At 68.4% G+C, this 19,186-nt stretch carries 11 protein-coding genes and 2 pseudogenes; 7 read left to right on the forward strand and 6 right to left on the reverse strand.

The window, feature by feature from the left end:
• Positions 1–156 precede the first annotated feature (156 nt).
• Complete coding sequence (locus ACVCMB_RS08030; protein WP_395119981.1) at positions 157–756, forward strand: OmpA family protein; 600 nt, start codon at positions 157–159, stop codon at positions 754–756.
• 102 nt (positions 757–858) lie between these two features.
• On the opposite strand, the gene ACVCMB_RS08035 is transcribed toward ACVCMB_RS08030, so the two are convergent.
• A complete protein-coding gene (locus ACVCMB_RS08035) occupies positions 859–2,298 on the reverse strand; it encodes an RNB domain-containing ribonuclease (RefSeq protein WP_447106595.1) in 1,440 nt (479 codons plus the stop codon).
• A 115-nt stretch (positions 2,299–2,413) separates the two neighbouring features.
• Here ACVCMB_RS08035 and ACVCMB_RS08040 point away from each other — a divergent pair, with 115 nt between their 5' ends.
• The gene (locus ACVCMB_RS08040; protein ID WP_395119983.1) at positions 2,414–2,887 is read left to right on the forward strand and encodes a GNAT family N-acetyltransferase; all 474 of its coding nucleotides are present in this window, start codon (positions 2,414–2,416) and stop codon (positions 2,885–2,887) included.
• A 67-nt stretch (positions 2,888–2,954) separates the two neighbouring features.
• Here the strand turns inward: ACVCMB_RS08040 and ACVCMB_RS08045 are convergent, their stop codons facing one another.
• Positions 2,955–3,728, reverse strand: coding sequence for a SapC family protein (locus tag ACVCMB_RS08045; RefSeq protein WP_395119984.1), 774 nt, complete (start codon positions 3,726–3,728; stop codon positions 2,955–2,957).
• A 230-nt stretch (positions 3,729–3,958) separates the two neighbouring features.
• Here ACVCMB_RS08045 and ACVCMB_RS08050 point away from each other — a divergent pair, with 230 nt between their 5' ends.
• Positions 3,959–4,564 carry an HNH endonuclease gene (locus ACVCMB_RS08050; protein ID WP_395119986.1) on the forward strand — a complete coding sequence of 202 codons (606 nt, stop codon included), beginning with the start codon at positions 3,959–3,961 and terminating at the stop codon, positions 4,562–4,564.
• A gap of 321 nt (positions 4,565–4,885) precedes the next feature.
• Here the strand turns inward: ACVCMB_RS08050 and ACVCMB_RS08055 are convergent.
• Positions 4,886–5,281 (reverse strand): annotated as a pseudogene (locus ACVCMB_RS08055) (low affinity iron permease family protein); the annotation flags it as partial.
• A gap of 140 nt (positions 5,282–5,421) precedes the next feature.
• Here ACVCMB_RS08055 and dxs point away from each other — a divergent pair.
• The 3 genes and pseudogenes from dxs to ACVCMB_RS08070 all read left to right on the forward strand — a co-directional run bounded on the left by dxs (position 5,422) and on the right by ACVCMB_RS08070 (position 9,299).
• A complete protein-coding gene (gene dxs, locus ACVCMB_RS08060; RefSeq protein WP_447106596.1) occupies positions 5,422–7,311 on the forward strand; it encodes a 1-deoxy-D-xylulose-5-phosphate synthase in 1,890 nt (629 codons plus the stop codon).
• Between the two features lie 247 nt (positions 7,312–7,558).
• Positions 7,559–8,785, forward strand: a pseudogene (locus tag ACVCMB_RS08065) (DUF6861 domain-containing protein).
• Between the two features lie 13 nt (positions 8,786–8,798).
• Entirely contained in the window at positions 8,799–9,299 is a 501-nt protein-coding gene (locus tag ACVCMB_RS08070) for a hypothetical protein (RefSeq protein WP_447106597.1), read from the forward strand.
• 96 nt (positions 9,300–9,395) lie between these two features.
• Here ACVCMB_RS08070 and prmC read toward each other — a convergent pair whose 3' ends face one another.
• The 3 genes from prmC to ACVCMB_RS08085 form a co-directional block, all read right to left on the reverse strand.
• Complete coding sequence (prmC, locus tag ACVCMB_RS08075) at positions 9,396–10,226, reverse strand: peptide chain release factor N(5)-glutamine methyltransferase (RefSeq protein ID WP_447106598.1); 831 nt, start codon at positions 10,224–10,226, stop codon at positions 9,396–9,398.
• Positions 10,219–14,307, reverse strand: a complete 4,089-nt coding sequence (locus ACVCMB_RS08080) for a hypothetical protein (RefSeq protein ID WP_447106599.1) — start codon at positions 14,305–14,307, stop codon at positions 10,219–10,221. Before ACVCMB_RS08080 ends, prmC begins: the two co-directional genes overlap by 8 nt.
• A gap of 481 nt (positions 14,308–14,788) precedes the next feature.
• Positions 14,789–17,491 (reverse strand): M1 family metallopeptidase, encoded by a 2,703-nt coding sequence (locus ACVCMB_RS08085; protein ID WP_447106600.1) that lies wholly within the window; start codon positions 17,489–17,491, stop codon positions 14,789–14,791.
• Between the two features lie 645 nt (positions 17,492–18,136).
• Between ACVCMB_RS08085 and ACVCMB_RS08090 the strand changes: the two genes are divergently transcribed.
• Positions 18,137–19,138, forward strand: coding sequence for a LysR substrate-binding domain-containing protein (locus tag ACVCMB_RS08090; protein ID WP_447106601.1), 1,002 nt, complete (start codon positions 18,137–18,139; stop codon positions 19,136–19,138).
• Positions 19,139–19,186: the final 48 nt, after the last annotated feature.

Genomic DNA, 19,186 nt, shown 5'->3' on the forward strand with positions numbered 1-19,186 from the left:
CGACGCGGAATGTGCCGCTTTTACGCGTCCTTGCCGCCTCGATGGGTTAGGTTCCGGGAGGACAGCGATGGCGGCACCGTTTCGTTCGTCCTGCAGGCGCGCCGCTGTCATCAGCGCCTGCGTGCACCCCCACCCCGTACAAACCAGGAGACCCGGATGAACACGAGGATCACTCGCGTGGCCGCATTGACGGCGGGATTGCTCACCATCGGCCTGGCCGGCTGCTCGCAGTACGTCAAGCAATCCGATTTCAACACGGCCATCCAGCAGCTGCAGCAGAAGCAGACCGACCAGCAGCAGCAGATCGATGCCATCAAGCAGCAGATGCAATCGCAGTTTGCCAAGTACGACAGCCAGATCACCGCGATGCAGGGCCGCGTCAGCATCGACACGGTGGCGCACTTCGCGTTCAACAGCGCCACCCTGAGCGAGCAGGACAAGCCTGCGCTGCAGGACTTTGCCGCGACCATCGGCAAGTACCACCCCGGCGTGCTGATCACGGTGGAAGGCTTTGCCGACCCGGCCGGTTCGCGTGCCTACAACAAGAAGCTCGGCATGCAGCGCGCCGATGCGGTGCGCGATTTCCTGATCAGCAGCGGCCTGTCCGCCGACCAGGTACGTGCGGTCAGCTACGGTGAAGACAGCAACCGCCAGGTCGCCAAGGGCGCCACGCACGACCAGGGCCGCGACAACCGCCGCGTCTCGCTCACCGTCGATGCCACCGGCGCCGGTGCGGTCGCCACGACGGCCCCGTAAGCGGCGCCCGTCGATGGCCAGCAGCGCGGGTGGCCGGCACGGCCGCGCTGCTGGCGTGGTGTCCCCCCCCGGCATGCCTCGGCGCCGTCCCTCAGCGGCGTGTCAGCCTGCCAGCTCGAAACGCGTCACGCGCCGCACCGGGTCGGCCTCGACCAGGCTCACCCGGACGTCGGCGCCGAGCGTGAGGTTGCCGCTGCCGGAAACGCCGGCCTCCACCGCCGGGTTGCGCACGATCACCGTGCCCTTGGCCGGATCGCCGCGGGCGACCTCGACGATCGCACCGTCGAAAACCTCGCCCACCCGCGGCGCCAGCGCGGCGGCTTCGGCCAGGTTCAACACGGCGTTTTCGTACTGGCCCGCGCGATGGCCGGAAGCCTGCATGGTGTCCGGCAGGCCGGGCAAGGCGGCCAGTGCCCACGCCGGCACCGGCTGCTTCGCGCACAGCGCCAGGCAGACCTCGCCGGTATAGCGATCGACCAGCCGGCGCAGCGGCGCGGTGGCATGGGTGTACTGCGCGGCCAGCGCCGAATGCATCGGCTGCGCGGGCAGCGCGCCGTCGAACGCCGCGTAGCCGGCACCGCGCAGCACCGTGGTGCAGGCGGTCAGCATGGCCACGTGCACGTCGTTGGACGGGTCCAGCGAACGGATGAAGCCGGGGTAGTCCAGCCCGGACGGCCAGGCGATGCCGAGCACCCGCGCGGTGACGCGCAGCCGCGCGATGGCGCGCGGGTCGGGCGGCGGCAGCGTGCGCAACAGGCCCACTTTCGCCTGCACCATCAATTGCGCCGCGGCCATGCCGACCAGCAGCGAGATCTGCTCGTTCCAGTTCTCGATCGGCAAGCGCGCGCGGAACGCCAGCGTCCAGCGGCCGTCGACCACGTCGATCTCCTGTTCCGGCAGGGGCAGGCTCACGCCGCCGCGCGCGCGCTCGCACTGCTCGCGCAACTCGCCGATCCGGCGCAGCACCGCCCACATCGGATCGTCGCTGCCGGCGTCGATGGCCTGCTGCACGCCGGCATAGTCGAGCTGGGCGCGGCTGCGCACGCGCGCCCGGCGCACGTCGATGGCGGCGATGCGGCCGGCAGGGTCCAGGTCCACCGTCCACAACAGCGCCGGGCGCACCTGATCCGGCAACAGCGAGGCGGCATCCTCGGACAACACTTTCGGGTGCAGCGGGATCTTCGAATCCGCGCCGTACAGCGTCTCGCCGCGCCGATGCGCCTCCAGGTCCACCGGGTCGCCGGCCTGCACGAAGGCGGCGACGTCGGCGATGGCGTAATGCACGCGCCAGCCGTCGCCCTGCGCCTGCACGTGCATGGCCTGGTCGAGGTCGCGCGCGCCCGGCGGGTCGATGGTGACCAGCGGCAGCTCGGTGCGGTCCAGCGCCGGCAGGCGCGGGTTCGCCGCAGCGGCCGCGGCGGCGGCTTCGACTTCGGCCGGAAACGCGGTGGGCAGGTCCAACTGTTGCCGGATCTCGTCCATGCCCTGCGCAAGCACGGCACTGCCCGCGGGCTGCAGGCGGATGCGTCGCGTCGTGGTCATGGTTCCTCCGTTGATGGCTGCCGGTCGTACGCGAATATACATGCCGCCTCCGGTGGGCTTTCGTCCACGCCGGGGGCGGTGTAGAAAGCCGTCAGGCCCACCGACCCGATCGCCCATGAACGACTCGCCCCTGCTGATCCGCCTGGCTGCCGACGACGACGATTTCATCCTTGCGCTGGTGCCACGCTTCGCCGACTTCGCGCTGCCGGCGTGGCGTCGCCGCCACGAATGCGTCGAAGGCATCCGCCGGGACCTGCTGCACCATCTGGAGGACCAGCCGGCGAACAGCTTCCTGTTCGTGGCCGAGAATGGCGACGGCGAGCGGGTGGGTTTCATCCACCTGCAGCGCACCGCCGATTTTTTCAGCGGCCGCAGCAACTGCCACATCTCCGATCTCGCGGTGGCGCCGCAGCACGAAGGCAACGGCGTCGGCAAGGCCTTGCTGGCGCACGCCGAGCAGTGGGCGCGCGAGCACCAGTGCCAGCTGGTGACGCTGGCGGTGTTCCCCGGCAATGAGCGCGCCCGCGCGCTGTACGAGGCCAGCGGCTACGCGACCGACCTGATCAAGCTGGCCAAGCCGGTGCGTTGAAGGCGCGCAAACGAACAAGCCGCCCGCAGGCGGCTTGTTGCGTGCAGCAGGCGAAGCGAAGTCCTGCTCAGTTGGTGGTCTTGGCCGCCGACTCGGCCTGCTCGCGCTCGTCCAGGCGACGGGCCAGGCGGTCGATGTTGCTGAGCGACAGCAGGTGGGCGTAGATCCACGCCATCACGCCTTCGCGCAGCATCTCGTGGGCGACCTTCTCGTCCAGCGCGCGCAGCTTCTCCTCGTTGACCATGAACAGGCCGTTGAGCGTGATGCCATGGCCGGAATCCGGCTCGCCCTTGTGCAGCTGCACGTTGCGCGCTTCCAGCAGGTCATGCTTGACCAGGTACTGCATGAAGGTGCGGGTGCGGTCGATGTTCTGCTGGAACTCGCCGAGGAAACCCACGGCGTTCTTCAGCAGCTCGGTGTCGCTGCCGTCCTCGTTGAACAGGCGCTCGCCGTCCGCCGCGTTGAAACCCTCGAAGCCCTGATCGAGGAACACCGCGAAATCGCCGCCCTCCTGCCCGGCCGGTTTCTCGGCCAGCACGAACGGGTAGCGGCGCACGAAGGCCGGCACGTAGGTGTTGGGCGCCCACTGGCCGGCGGCGTCGACGTAGAGGTTCTCGTTCTGACGCAGGCCGAGCAACGCGATCGGGCCGGCATTGGCGGCGTCGGGACCGGCGAACACGATCAGCAGGTCACGCGCGGCCAAGCCGAACTCCGCCGCGGTCAACGGCACCGAGTGCGTGTTCATGGCGAACTTCATGTTGGGCACGCCCTTGAGCCGAAGATTCTTGTGTTCGGCCCGGTTCAGCGCCACCGGGTGCTCGTAGAAAATGACTTCAGCCACGTTGATCCACCTTTGGTCCCCCGTCGCGCCGGGCCGCCACGGCGGCGGCCCTGTCGAACCCGGCGTGGGTTTCATGTCGAGCCAGGGATCATATCAGCGGGCACCGGTGCCTGCGAATCCCGCCGCGCCGGCGCCTTCGGAACGGCGGAAAAGTGTTCTATGCTGCGATCGGGCTGGCCTTGCGCCATGCCCGCTGGTTCCCTCGATGCCCCGGCGGAAGGACGAACTGCATGCTGATGGACGCTGTCAAACCGGCTGACCTGCAGGCGACGCGCGTGTTGTCGCTGGACGCCGCTGGCCGCATCCTGGACTGGATCAGCTGGCAGGACGCGGTGTGCCTGTACGTGCGCGACGTCGTCGCCTGGACCCTGGGCGATCCCTGCCTCACCGTGCACGGCGGCCACAACCGTGCGCTGGGCACGCAGAGCCTGCTGCAGTTGCACCCGATCATCGCCAGCACCGGCCACTGTCGCGAGCATGCGGTCGACCCGTCGCCGGCGCTGACCAACACCGCGCTGTTCGCGCGCGACCGGCACATCTGCATGTACTGCGGCGAGCACTTCACGCGCATGGAACTGACCCGCGACCACGTGCTGCCGATTTCCCGGCAAGGCAAGGACGAGTGGGAGAACGTGGTCAGCGCCTGCCTGTCGTGCAACCTGAAAAAGAGCAACCGCACGCCGCAGCAGGCCAACATGCCGCTGCTGGCGGTACCGTACCGGCCAAGCTGGGTGGAGCACCTGATCCTGTCCAACCGCAACATCCTCGCCGACCAGATGGAGTTCCTGGTCAGCCGGCTGCCGCGCGACCGGCGCCCGATGGCGGAATACGCCTAGGAGCGTGGGCGGTAGAAACTTTCGAAGCAAAAGTGGCTGCGTGAGTGCAGATTTTCCACGCTTCGCCGGCCCATGATGGTTCTGTAGGCCGGGAAGCGGCGGAAACATAAACCGCGCAGACGCCTTTGCAGCCCGGAAGATTTCTACCGCCCACGCTCTAGGAGACGCCAAGCCTCACTTCCGCCGCTCCGCCGCGGTGTCGGCATGGCCCTCTTCCGCGCGCGTCTCGCGGTTCTTCTCCAGTTCGCGGTCGATCTCGTCGACCTCCTCGCAGGCTTCGTCCGCCTCGCCCGCTTCCTCGGCTTCGCCCCGGGCCGGGCCGCCGTGCCTGCGCTTGCGGCCGCCGCTGGCGCGCTCGCGCCGTGCCGCCAGCTTGCGGTAGTTCTCGCGGATACGCTCCAGGGTCTCCTCGTCGAGGTCTTCCAGGTCGAGCAGGCCGTTGTGGGCCGCGGTAGTGCGGATCAGCTCGTCCAGCTTGATCTGCAGCGCCGCGCTGTCGCGGTTCTGGCTGTTCTGGATCAGGAACACCATCAGGAAGGTGATGATCGTGGTGCCGGTGTTGATCACCAACTGCCAGGTGTCGCCGAAGTGGAAGAACGGCCCGCTGGCTGCCCAAACCGCCACGATCAATACGGCCGCCAGGAAGGTCGCCGGTCGACCGGACTGGCGCGCGGTGGCTTCCGCAAAGCGGCGAAAAGCCTGCGAGACACTGGCCATGGACGGATCTCCGCAAGGGAATCTGCGCGCAGCATGCGATGCCGATTGTGTGCCGCACGTGCAGGCTGCACCGGTCGCAATCAGGCCTTGTTCACTGTTTCGCCCTTGCTCCGCCCCGCCGCTGGGCCAACAATACGAGGATGAATGACCTCAGCCATTATCCCCGCCTGGCTTCGATCGACGCGCCCGCCGACCTGCGCCGGCTGCCCGACAGCGAACTGCCGCAAGTCGCCGACGAACTGCGCCAGTATCTGATCGAGGCCGTCGCCAGCTCCGGCGGCCACTTCGGCGCGGGTCTGGGCGTGGTCGAGCTGACCGTGGCCCTGCACCACGAGTTCGACACGCCGCACGACCGCCTGGTCTGGGACGTCGGCCACCAGTGCTATCCGCACAAGATTCTTACCGGCCGCCGTGACCGCATCACCACGATCAAGAAGAAGGACGGCCTGGCGCCGTTTCCGCGCCGTGAGGAAAGCGAGTACGACACCTTCGGCGTCGGCCACTCGTCCACCTCGATCTCGGCCGCGCTGGGCATGGCGATCGCCGCGCAGGCCAGCGGCGAGCAGCGCAAGGTGGTGGCCGTGATCGGCGACGGCGCGATGACCGCCGGGCTGGCGTTCGAGGCGCTCAACCACGCCGGCGACGTCGAGCCCGACCTGCTGGTGGTGTTCAACGACAACGGCATGTCGATCAGCGAGAACGTGGGCGCGCTGACCAAGATGATGGCGCGCGCGATGGCCAGCCGCCGCCTCAACGACTTGCGCGAGCGGGCCAAGCGGGCCATTCCCAAACAGTCGTTCATGGGCCGCTGGTTCAAGCGCTGGGAGGAGCACGCCAAGGGCATGTTCGTGCCCTCGACGCTGTTCGAGGAACTCGGCTTCCACTACACCGGCCCGATCGACGGCCACAACATCCCGCAACTGCTGCAGGCGCTGCGCACGGTGAAGAACCTGCCCGGCCCGCAGCTGCTGCACGTGATCACCACCAAGGGCAAGGGCTACGCCCCGGCCGAACAGGCGCAGATCGAATACCACGCGGTCGGCCCGTTCGACCCGCTGGCCGGCGTCAAGAAGAAAACCGGCAAGGCCAAGCCGACCTACACCGACGTGTTCGGCGACTGGTTGTGCGACCAGGCCGCCGTCGACCCGCGCCTGCTCGGCATCACCCCGGCGATGCGCGAGGGTTCGGGCCTGGTGCGTTTCTCCAGGGAATACCCCGCGCGCTATTTCGACGTGGCGATCGCCGAGCAGCACGCGGTGACACTGGCCGCGGGCATGGCCTGCGAGGGCGCCAAACCCGTGGTGGCGATCTACTCCACCTTCCTGCAGCGTGCCTACGACCAGGCGATCCACGACGTGGCGCTGCAGAACCTCGACGTCACCTTCGCCATCGACCGCGCCGGCGTGGTCGGCCCGGACGGCGCCACCCACTCGGGCAGCTTCGACCTCACCTACCTGCGCTGCCTGCCGAATTTCGTGATCATGGCGCCGGCCGACGAGAACGAGTGCCGCATGATGCTCAGCACCGGCTTCAGCCACCCCGGCCCGGCGGCCATCCGCTACCCGCGCGGCACCGGCCCCGGCGTGGCGACCCACCACGAGCTGGAAACGCTGCCGATCGGCAAGGCCGAGCTGCGCCGGCGCGGCCACGGCCTCGCCCTGCTCAGCTTCGGCGCGATGCTGGCACCGGCCGCCACCATCGCCGCCGAACTCGACGCCACCCTGGTCAACATGCGCTTCATCAAGCCGCTTGACGACACCCTGATCCTGGAACTGGCCAGGACCCACGACGGCTTCGTCACCCTCGAGGACAACGCCGTCGCCGGCGGCGCCGGCTCCGCCGTGGCCGAGTGCCTGGCCGCGCATGGCATCACCCTGCCGATCCTTCATCTCGGCCTTCCAGACGTCTATCTGGAACACGGCAGCCGCGAGGAGGTGCTGAGCATGGCCGGCCTCGACCTGCCGGGAATTCGCAACGCGATCCACGTCCGTTTCCCGCAAACGACGCTGCTGGGTCAGGCGAGCGCCTGAGCGAGAGGGCCGCAGCCGGCGGCCAACGACCGTAGCAGGACACAGGGGCGTAGCGCGCGGCACGCGGGTCCGTTGATTCGAGACACCGATCAAGCCCGCTCGTCGTCCGCATCGGCTACGCTCGCAACCGCACGAAAAATCCACGGAAGGAGCGGCGATGACGGGGTGGGCCGACGGTTCATGGCACAAGCTTCGCGACTGGGCCAGCCGCGAGGCGAATGCGATCCGTGCGGAAGCCCGCCTGATCATGGTCCGCGCCGACTGCCTGCAACTGGCGATCAAGCGCTCCGAAGATATCGCCGCCGGGCAGATCGTGCGGGACTTTTACGAGCTGAATCTGCGCGAAGTCATTGCCGACATACTCGCCGTACTGCGCCAATGCCTGATCGTGATGATCACCAGTACCGGCGCTGGCGCGCTGATCGGCGGCATTGCCGGCGGCATCGGTGGAGCGGGAGTCGGCGCCATTCCGGGCGTTGCCGTCGGCGCCGCCGCAGGGGCGCAGGTCGGTGAGTGGATTCTGATAGCGATGGGCCTGAAGGCGCTGACCTAGTACATCGTGCAGGACATGCCGGCGATCGCGCGCAATTACCGGAATGGCTTGCGCCAGGCGTGGCTCGCCGCCTCCCCGCCACCACTGCCCCAGCAGCAGGTGCACGTCGACGCCTTCGCCCTGCAGAACGCTGCCGCGACCTTGGCCCGCGGCCACGTCGCCATGTTCGTCCTGCTGCTCATGGGCATCATCGCCTACCTCGCCAAGGGCCGCGGCAGCATCGGCGAGCTGGCCGAGAACGTCCGCGGCAGCAAACTGGGCACGCGCTTCGCCGAGTGGATGGTGAGGAACGAGGGGCGGCTGAAGGCGGAGCCGCGGTTGCAGCCAAGAGTCGCCAAACCTCCAGAAGACCCGCCACCTCCCATCAAGCCAAGAACCAACCCGACAGCACGTCCGCGCCCGCCCGTTGCAAGCAAGCCAACCCCGGTAGTCGCGGATCAGCCCGCATTCCGTGGCACGATCAAGTATCGCTCAGCCAAGGACGCCAACACCGAATTGTTTGACCTCGGCATTGCTGACCCGGCCCATCCGCCATTCAAGGCCGGAACGCAGGTAACAGAGCGCACCATGCTGCCTGGCGAAAAGGTCAATATGCTCATCGACGACGACCAGCTGCTACTTTTGCAGGACCCGGCATCGGCATACGGCCTCGGCCGCTGGGGAACGCCGGAAAGTTTCAGTAGCCAATCGCAAGGCCTTCGGCGCATGGGCATCACAAATGGACCCGGTGGCTTCAAGCCAAACGGGGTTCAATACCAAATTGAACTGCAAGCCATGAAACCCATCCGCGTGCTCGAAGGCACGGCAGGCCCGCAAGGCGTACTAGGCGGTGGAGGACAGCAAACCTTTCTTGACGCGAATGCAGCAGCGCGACGAAGTTTACTCAAAATCGTCAAAATCACACCGCTACCGAAGCCGTAGGGAAGACAATCCCATGATCCATGATTTTCTCTTTATCTTGAACAATGGCATCAAGACCAAAGTCGGCGAATACCTTCCTTCCGTACCCATTCTTGACCAAATAAACGATCCAGCATATCGACCAAAAGCCTACGAATGGGAAAGCGAAGGCGAAACGTATACGCGACTGATCGACGGAAACGAGACAGTCACTGCCCGCCCCCTTTCCGATGGAACGGGCGTCGTTGTTCTTCAGAGTGAAGACACGTACGGTTCGAACAATGTCATCATCCTGAATCCCGCGAACGAAATGCTCAGACGCATCACCAATCCCTATCGGAACTCAAAATTTTTTATGAATGGCGACAGATTTTGGTTCGACGCCATCAAAGTAAGTGGCAAAGAAGTCTTCTTGAATATTCAGGTGCACCGCAAACTTGCAGGAAGGTCACACGATGCCGTGCCGATCTACGAGGCAAGTTACGACCCCATGACATGGGACTTGAAAAAGATCGAATGGAAGCCTGCGACGTAAAATCTCTGCTTCGCGGGGCGCAGCAACAATCGCCACCGCCAGCAGCAGGTTGTGCGTTGAACCGGAGCATCGTGGACGGGGGATGCACGCCGGCGGTCATCGCCGAACACAACGCCCGCCGCTCACGCGATCGCGCTGCTCCAGATCCTGCGCCGTGAATACTTCGGCATAGCCGGCATCGCGCAGCAACACGCGCGCGGCCTCGCCCTGGTTCCAGCCGTGCTCGAACAGCAGCCAGCCGCCCGGGGCGAGATGGCCGAGGGCGCCATCGACGATGCGGCGGATGTCGTCGAGGCCATCGCGGCCCGAGGCCAGCGCGCTGGCCGGCTCGAAGCGCAGGTCGCCGCGGGCCAGGTGTGGATCGCCGACCTCGATGTAGGGCGGGTTCGAGACGATCAGCTCGAAGCGCTGCCCCGCCAGCGGCGCCAGCCAGTCGCCTTGCACAAAGCTGACGTTGTCGATGCCGTGGCGCTGCGCATTGCGTCGGGCAACGGCCAGCGCCGTCGCGCTGGCATCGGTGGCGATCACCTGCGCGCGGGGATGCTCGCGCGCGATCGCCAGCGCAATCGCGCCGCTGCCGGTGCCGAGGTCGGCCACGCGGCCGCTGAAACCGGGTGGCAGGCGCTGCAACGCCAGTTCCACCAGCAGCTCGGTTTCCGGGCGCGGGATCAGCGTCGCCGACGTAACTTCCAGATCCAGCGTCCAGAAGCCGCGATGGCCGACGAGGTAGGCCACCGGCTCGCCGGCCTCGCGACGGGAAAGCAACTTCTGATAGGACGTCTGGACGTCCATTTCAAGCGGATCGCCGGCATGCGCGAACAGCCAGCTTCGCGGCCGCTGCAGGACGTGCAGCAGCAGGAGTTCGGCCTCGGTGCGGTCGCCCAGCCGTTGCGTCGCCGCGGCCAGCGCCTCGCGCACGTCAGGCATCGCGCCCCGGCCCCGCCGCCGAAGGCGGCAGTTGCGGCGGCACCACGCCAGGCTTCGGCTCGCGCTTGCGCCAGTAGCCCCCGTGCGTCCACGCGTCGAAGGCCCAGCGCAGCCAGCCGATCAGCGCATTGGCCAGCCACAGCGCCCACGCCAGCATGGCGAGCTTGTAGATCCACAACGGCAGGCTGAGCGCGCCGGCCAGCGGCAACGATCCGTCGCTGCGATCGGCGAACCAGTGCAGGTTCGACGCCGACGAGCCGTTGCCGGCCACATGCATGTCCGGCAGCCCCAGCAGGCCCTGCGGCACCGCGCCGATCAGCACGCACAGCGCGAGCACGGTCAAGGCCGCCAGGCCCAGTTGCAGCAGGTTGAAGCGCAGGCGTTCGACCTGCTCCGCCGCCCGCATCCGCGCGCGCAGGCCCAAGGCGATCAACCACACCACCACCAGCGCGAACGCACTCCAGGCGAAGGCGGAGAAGCCCAGCCCCAGCAGCACCCAGTGGCGCAGGCGCAGCGGCGTCGGGGCGTAGCGCGCCAGCAGCCAGGCGGCGATCAGCAGCACCAGCACCTGCGACCAGTACAACACCGCCGGGCCATCGGTCGGGCCCCAGGTCCACAGCACCCAGCGGTCCTGCGGCAGTTGCAGGTCCAGGCCGATGTTGGCCACCGGCGCATGCAGGTCGAGCGCCGGCGTGCGCACGCGCGTGGCCACGCCCAGCGGCTCGCGCAAATGCACGGCGTAGTCGTGTGCACCGGGCAGCAGCGGCAGGCTCAGCTTGCCGTCGCGCACCGCCAGGTTGATCGGCTGGTTGTCGCGCCGGGCATCGGTCAACTCGCTGCCCGGCGGCAAGTCGATGGCATGCTCGCCACCGCGGGTGCTGCGCACGCGCATGTCCAGCTGCAGCTCGCTGGCGCGCTCGCCGCTGCGGACGGTCAGCTGCGCGCCATCGATGGCGAGACTGTCGCCGGCCACCGCCACCGGTTGCGTGATCGCCAGTTGCAGCTTCTCGCCCGGCAGCGGATCGAAACGCAGGCCGTCATCGCTGGCGCTGGTCGGCACGCCTTCGGCGTCGACGTGCCACATCGGCGCCGCGCCGACTTCCCACACCTCGGAGCGATCGCCCAGCGGCGGTGCTTCCAGGATGATCTTCGCGGAGCGATCGAGCTGGCTGCTCCAGCTCACCGTCGATTCGCCGGCTTTGAAGGTGACGTTGATCCTGCCGTCCTTGACCAGCACGCCCTCGCCCCGCGGATGCTCGCCCGGCAGCAGCGGCAGGCTGATGCTGAAACCGCCCTCCTGCGGCGCGATGCGTTCGACCCGGTTCAGCACGATCCAGTCCAGCCCCAGACCGATGCTGCGGGTCAGTCGTACATACGGCGGAAAGCTCTGCATCGTCGGCAGCTGCTTGCCGTCGGCAGCTGTCTGCACGCGGCGCAAGGTGACGCTGTCGCCCAGCACGCGGCCGCCATCGACGCCGTCGAGCGACCAGCCCGGGCCGCTGAAGGCGATGCGTTGCGGCGGCAGCGCGAAGTGCAGCGCGGCGCTGTCCACCGCGTCAAGCCGATAGCGCAGGCCGACGCGGTGCACGCCGCGGTCCAGCCGCAGCAGCAGTTGACCGCCGTCGCGCAACAGCGCCGGACCGGCCTGGCCATCGAGGCTGACATCGATCAGCGGCATCGCCTCGTCAGGCGTCGGCAGCGGCAACGCCACGCCGGCGCCGACATGGGCTTCCAGCGCCACCTCCAGCATCGCGCCATTGACCTGCAGTTGCGCTTGCGCCACCTCGGCGCACTGCGGCGCGCACTTCGGTGCCTCGGTGAGCCGGCTGCGCAACTGGCTGAGCAGCTGCGCATCCGGCAGCGCCTGCGCACGTGCGCCGGTGGGCAACAGCGCGATCGCCAGCAAGGCGGCGCCGGCCATGCCGGCGCCGCGCGAAGGCAGCCAGCGGCCGCGCAGCGGCCGCCACAGGTTCATCGCCAGTCGACCCAGCATGGCCGCCAGCAAACCGACCATCAACACACGCAGCAGCCGCAGCAGCCACGCCGGCGCGATCACCAGCCGCGTGGTCTGCTGCGGCGTCACCGGCCCCGACCAGCCGAGCCGGTAGTTGTTGCCCTCGTTCCAGTGCGGTGTGCCGACGCCCGCCTGGATCACCGCGCGGTTGTCCTGCTCGCTGGCCACCAGCTGGCTGGCCGAGATCCGCGAGCCGGTGACGGCCACGCCGGCCAGCATGCCGGGCGGCGCCTGCACGGCATTCGCGCTCATCTCGCTCACGACAGGTGCCGACGGTGGTGGCGGCGGGGGTACGCCGATCGCGACCTTGTCGGCAACGACGGCCTGCGGTGCATACGCCGCCGACACCATCCGCGGCGCGCTGCCGTGCTCCAACTGCGGATGCAACGCGTACTGCAATTGCGCGGCCGCGAACGGCAGCGCCCACAGCACCGCCAGCGCGAACACGGCCAGCGCACCGCCACGCGCAAACGCGCGCAGGCGACCTTCCGGCAGCGCGCGCAGCAGCAGGGCGAGCGCCAGTGCCAGCGCCAGCGTCCACAGCGGCGCCAGCGCCTCGTGCTGCGCCAGCGCCAGATAGCCCGCCGCCAGCAAGGCCCACGGCCAGCCGAGCAGACGGCCGGCCAGCAAGGCAATCAGCGCCACCACGAACAGGTCGAGCAGGCTCCATTGCGCGGCCCAGGAATCGTTCGAGCGATCGGCACCGATCGCACCGAGCAGGCGATAGCCATGCGGCAGGTGCACCGTGGCCTCGATGCCGTCCAGCGGCAGCTGCCAACCGGAACCGGGCATCGCGCCGACGCCGGCCGGCACGCGCAGGCCGGCCGCCACGTCGATGCGGCGATCGCGCAGCTCGACACCCGCGCGACCCTTTGCATCACGGGTGACCAGCAGCGGCTCGCCATCTTCCGAGGCACGCTGCAACTGCCACGGCGCGGTGACATCGAGCCGCTGGTGATGACGCAACTCGCCGCTGAGCTGGTCGGCAACGCTGAAATGCCCGCCATCGAAATCCAGCCACATCTCGCGTTGCAGGTGCAGCGCGTCGCCGCGGCCGCCTTCATTGCCACGGTTGCCCTGCTCCACGCTCAGCCCGCTGCGCTCGTCCAGCGCATAGGCCGGCAGGTTGGCCCAGTCGTCCGGAACCCCTGCCTGCGCGGCGTCGACGGCGTTGCCTTCCACGCGCGTGCTGCGCAGCGCGTTGTCGTCGGCATAGCTCCAGACCTCCTGCTTCGGCCACGGCGCGGGCGGCAAGGTCACGCCGACCTTCGCCAGCGGCGCGACGCTGCGCGCCAGCAGGGTCAGCGTCCATTGGCCCGGCCGCAATTGCACGCGCAGATGGGCGTCGTTCTCCAGCCGCGCGGGCAGCTCGCCGCTGAGCGCGGTGGCGACGAAACCCGTGGGCAACACCGGCCCCAGCACCTGTTCGCGCGCGCTGCCGCTGACGTTGAACTGCAGCTGCGTTTCCAGCGTGGCCGGCAAGCCATCGGCCAGACGGCGATACACGCGCAGCGAAAGCGCATCGGCCGCGCGCTGTGCGCTGGCCGCTTCGCCCAGCGTGAGTTGCCCACCATCGCGTTCGATCCGCGTCACCCTGGCGCCGTCGACACTCAGCGTCACCAGCCCGATCGACTCCGGCACGCTCAGGTTGGCGGGCCGCGACGTCCACGGCAGCTCGCCGTGGATGCGGTAATCGCCCGGCTCCAGCCACAGCATCGGTTCGCCCTGATGCTGCAGCACCGTCGCCGGCCGGTTGCCCAGGTTCACCTGCTGCGGCCAGTGGCGGGTGTCGCCCGGCAGGGCCACCCAGCTCGGCGCATCCACATGCACCTCCAGGCTGAAGCGCCCGCCATTCTCATCGGCATCGAGCGCAAGCCGCCCCGGCCAGGCGCAGCGGTAGCTGTCCTCACCCGGCGCCTGATTGGCCAGGAACGGGCAAGCGTGCCCGGGCACGTCATGCAACACCCAGCCCTGCCAGTCACGCAGCGGCGGCGGAATGTCCTGCGCCGCCAGCGGCGCGGCCAGCAGCAAACCCAAGCTCAGCAAAATGCACAATCGACGAAGCATGCTGCTTTACCCCTGTAGGCCGGTCGGCGGGCACAGTGTAAGTGGAACGCGGCGAGCGAACGAAGCGGCCCGAACTTTGCGTCGGCCGCGACACGCGTGCATACATCGCGCACTCTGGATTCAACGCAGCACGGGACGGAATGGGGTCGAGGCCCGTGCCTCCACCCCCGTCATGCCTGCGCAGGCAGGCATCGCACTTCCTCGTACCCGAGAAGAAAACGACACGGGTTGCGGTGGGACTCCATGTAAAGCAAGAGCATCGCGCACAGGGTGCGCTCCTGCAGGTGCAGGCGATCACCGTTCTTGCTGGAAGTGCGATGCCTGCCTGCGCAGGCATGACGGAGTGGGGGGGATGAGGACGGGAGGTCTGTCGAAGAGCCCGAGAGCCACGCCGTGTCTTTCAATCAAAAGAATGGCGCGCCGGTCCAGGCGACCGGCGCGCCACGTGACGCATGCCCGCGCAGTGCGGGCGTCTGCGGGTTTACTTCAGGATGGCCGCGGGGTCCTGCGCCTGCTTCAGCGCCGCGCACAGTTCGATCGATTCGCCGGTTTGCGCCAGGCCGCGGGCGATGCCGGCTGCGTCGGCCGCGCGCGAATCGAAGAAGGCGTGCAGGCGCGTGGCTTCGGTCGTGCTGCAGCCGCCACTGGCGGCCAGCGACGGCAGGCGGCCGCCGGCGAAGCTGCCGGTGCGGGCGAGGATCTGCGCGTAATGCGCGGTGAACCATTGCCACATCGCATCGCGCTGGGCGACGGTGTCGCGCTCGCCCATCAGCAGCCGGCCCATCTCGCCCACCTTCACCGTGTCGGTCAGGGCGAAGTCGCGCACCTGTTCGGCGAGCGCGGGATCTTCCGCGCGCGACAGCCCGTCGAGGATGCCGTTGCGCAGCGCCGGATCACTGGTGCGGGGCAGTTCGGCGATCAGCGCGTCCACCGCGGATTTGCCGTGCGTCTGCACGGCCACGCCGAGTACCGTGCCGAGCAGGTCGGGATTGGCGGAGGCCAGGTCGAGACGTCCGTTCGCGCCGCGCTTGAGCGCCGCCTCGCCCTGCTTCAGCAAGGCCGCGCGCACTTCCGGTACGCGGAAGTGGAACGCCAGCGCGTCGGCGAGCGTGCTGCGCAGCAAGGCCGCTGTATCCGTCTCGCCGGCCACGCGCTGGTAGCCGAGCTTCTGCAGCCGCGGCAGATACGCCGCGCGAACCCAGCCGTCCACGCGCGCACGCTGCGCGTCGGTGCGCGCCGCGTGGTGCGCGATCCACGCCAGCTGGCCCAGCGGGGCGGTGGCGACGTCGGAGATCGGCGAGGCGGTCAGCGGCTTGAACGCGGCCAGCACGTCGCCGGCGTCGAGGTCGCCGCGACGGAAGCTGGCACTGACCGCGTCGGCATAGGCGAGCTGCTCGGCGTCGCTGAGCTTGCCGACCACGGCGGTGAGCCGGGCCAGCTGCGGCTTGTCGAGGCTGAAGCGGTAATAGCCGCTGGCGTTCGCATTGGGCATGACCCAGGTCGGCTTGCCGGCGCCGGGCAGCACCATCGAGCCGCTGGCCTGGTCGAGCAGCTTGCACTCCACCTTGCTGGAGTGTGTTTCATCCTTGCCGCTGGCGCCGGTGCCGTAGCGCACGCACACCGGCACGCCCCACAGCCGCTGCGCGTCGCCCTTGCTGCCCAGCGGCAGGTAGCGATCCTGGCTCAGCTGCAGCACGGCCTGGCCGCCCTTGTATTCCAGCCGGGTGCGCACGTAGGGCGCGCCGGACTGGTCGAGGAAGCTCTGGAACGCGTGCTTGAACGGCGCGCCCTTGCCCGCCGCGGCAGCGATCGCATCGACCAGGTCATCGGCGGTGGCGTTGCCGAACTTGTGCTTCTGGATGTACGCGCGCATACCCTTGCGGAAGGTGTCCTCGCCCACGTAGTTCTCGAACATGCCGAGCACGCTGGCGCCCTTCTGGTAGGTGATGCCGTCGAACGCGGTGGTGATGTCGCCGTTGCCGGTGATCGGCTGGCGCACGCTGCGCGCGCTGACCAGGCTGTCGTTGCCCATCGCGCGCTGGCCGCCGCGCACGCGGTCGAGATCGGCGCGGTATTCCGGATGCACCTGCATCGTCACCTTCTGCTGCATCCAGGTGGCGAACGCCTCGTTGAGCCAGATGTCGTTCCACCACTCGGTGGTGACGGTGTCGCCGGTCCACATGTGCGCCAGCTCGTGCGCGGTGACGTTGAATGAGCCGCGCACGTTGCGCGCGGGGGAATCCTTGTCGAGCAGCAGCAGCCAGTCGCGGAAGGTGACCAGGCCGGGGTTCTCCATCGCGCCGGCGGAGAAATCCGGCGCGGCCAGCAGGTCGAGCTTGTCGAACGGGTAGCCGAAGCCGTAGTAGTTCTCCAGCGCGTGGATGATGCTCGGCGTTTCGGACAGCACGTGCTGCATGCGATGGCCCTCGCCCTCGGCGGCCACGCCGCGCAGCGGCAGCGGCTTGGCGCGGTACGCATCGGGCGCGATATCCGGGCCGGCGACCACGTCCCACGGGCCGACCGCGAAGGCCACCAGGTAGGTCGGCAGCGGCACGGTCTGCGCGAAGGTCACCGTTTTCCAGCCGGTGCCGGCGGCCTGCTCGCCCACCGGCTTGGTGTTGGCCACCACGGTTTCGTCGGCCGGCACGGTGATGCTGATGTCGAATGGCGTCTTGAAGCCGGGCTCGTCGAAGCCGGGGAAGGCGAAGCGCGCGCTGATCGGTTCCATCTGCGTCATCGCGTACGGCTTGCCCTTGGCGCTGACCTTGTACAGGCCTTGCAACTGCGCGTTGAGCGGTGCGGTGTATTCGATCGTCAAGGTGAGCTGCTGCGGCTGCAGCGTGCTGCCGAAATCCACCCGCGCCACGCCGGCCTTCGGGTCCGCCGGCACGTACTTGCCGGCGTGCACGGTGCCGGCGGCGTCGGTGATCTGCACCTTCGACACCGTCAGGTCCGCGCCGTCCAGCCACAGGTGGTCGGAGGCCTTGTCCAGCTTCACCTCGATCGTGGTGGTGCCAGAGAAATCCGCCTGCGCGGGATCCACCTTGAACGCCAGGTGGTACGACTGCGGCACGGCCCAGCCGGGCAACCGGCCGGTGGGGGCCTGCTCGGCGGAAGCGGCCAGCGCCGAAGCGCCGCAGGCGGCGAGCGCGGTGAACAAGGTGGTCTGGACCAGGCGGCGCATGGTTCCACTCCGTGACGGGCAAAGCCCCACGCTAGGTGGCGGCATGACTTCCGACCCAGTGCCAGAAGGCATGGCCGCCGCTTTGGTGGCACCCGATGGGCGACGAAGTTCAATCACGGATTCCGTTCGTGTTGGGCGTAGCTTGATACGCGTGGAGCGACCATGAATGGCCACGGCCTTGAGGAGCAAAGAAGCCGAAGCGCCCTCTCGCGATCTCCCTCGACTTCGGCCTTGCAGGCCTGCGCTCAGAGCCTGTGAAAATTCGACCGCGGCGGCGCACCAGCTTTTCCTTCCCTCGCGAAGCGGGGGAAGCAAGAGCAGAAACTCACGACCTTTCAGAGCCTGTGAAAAATGCGATGGCGGCGGCGCACCGACGTTTCCTTCCCCCGCGCAGCGGGGGAAGGTGCCGAAGGCGGATGGGGGCGCTCTTGATCTTGGCTTTTGCAAAGCGAAAAGCCCCCCTTCCGCCCTTCGGGCACCTTCCCCCGCTGCGCGGGGGAAGCAAGAGCAAAAACTCACCACCTCTCGGAGCCTGCCCCGGACTCGACCCGGGTGAACGGCTGGAGTTGGCGACATCGCCACCGTTGATTATTTCCACGCTGCGTCATAGGTATGATCTATCTTTCGGCGGAACCGGGAACGGCGATGAACCTGCGCGACCTGCAATACCTCGTGGCCCTGGCGGAGCACCGCCATTTCGGTCGCGCGGCGGCCGCGTGCTTCGTCAGCCAGCCCACCCTCTCCACCCAGATCAAGAAACTGGAAGAGGAGCTGGGCGTGTCGCTGGTCGAGCGCGCGCCGCGCAAGGTATTGCTGACCGAGGTCGGCCGCGACATCGCGATCCGCGCGCGCGACGTGCTCGGCGGCGTCGAACAGATCCGCGCGGTGGCGCGGCGCACGCGCGATCCCGAATCGGGCACCGTGCGGCTGGGCATCTTTCCCACGCTGGGGCCGTACCTGCTGCCGCATGCGCTGCCATTGGTGCGCGAGGCGTTTCCCAAACTGGAACTGCTGCTGGTCGAAGAAAAGACCGAGGCGATCCTGCGCCTGCTGCGCGAGGGCCGGCTCGATGCCGGCATCCTCGCCTTGCCCCTGCACGAGGACAGCCTGCACAGCGAGTTCCTGTTCGAGGAACCGTTTCTGCTGGCGGTGTCCGAGGCGCACCCGCTGGCGCACCAGCAGGGGCAGCTCAAGCTGCGCGACCTGTCCCACCAGAACCTGCTGCTGCTCGAAGACGGCCACTGCCTGCGCGACCAGGCGCTGGAGGTCTGCCACATGGCCGGCGCCGGCGAGCACTCCGGCTTCCGCGCCACCAGTCTGGAAACCCTGCGCCAGATGGTGGCCGCCAACGTGGGCATCACCCTGCTGCCCGTGATGGCGGTGAAACCGCCGGTGGCACCGGTGGACGGCCTGCACCTGATCGAGTTCAAGGGCCACGCGCCCAGCCGCCGCATCGCGATGGTGTGGCGCAAGAGTTCCGCGATGCACGCCTTCCTGCAGCGCCTGGCCGAGGTGTTCCGGCAACTGCCCGCCGAGCTGCTGGACGCGCATTCGGCGGCCTCGCCGGCGGCGGCACCGGTGCCGCCATCCCGCGGCGGCCGCCGAGCAGCGGTCGCCCGGAAAGCGCCCGCGTCCGACGCCGGCTGAGCCCGCCGCCCGCTTCGCGTAAACTCCGCGCAGATCGAGGGTCGGGGC

This window comes from Rhodanobacter sp. UC4443_H10, from assembly GCF_052978325.1.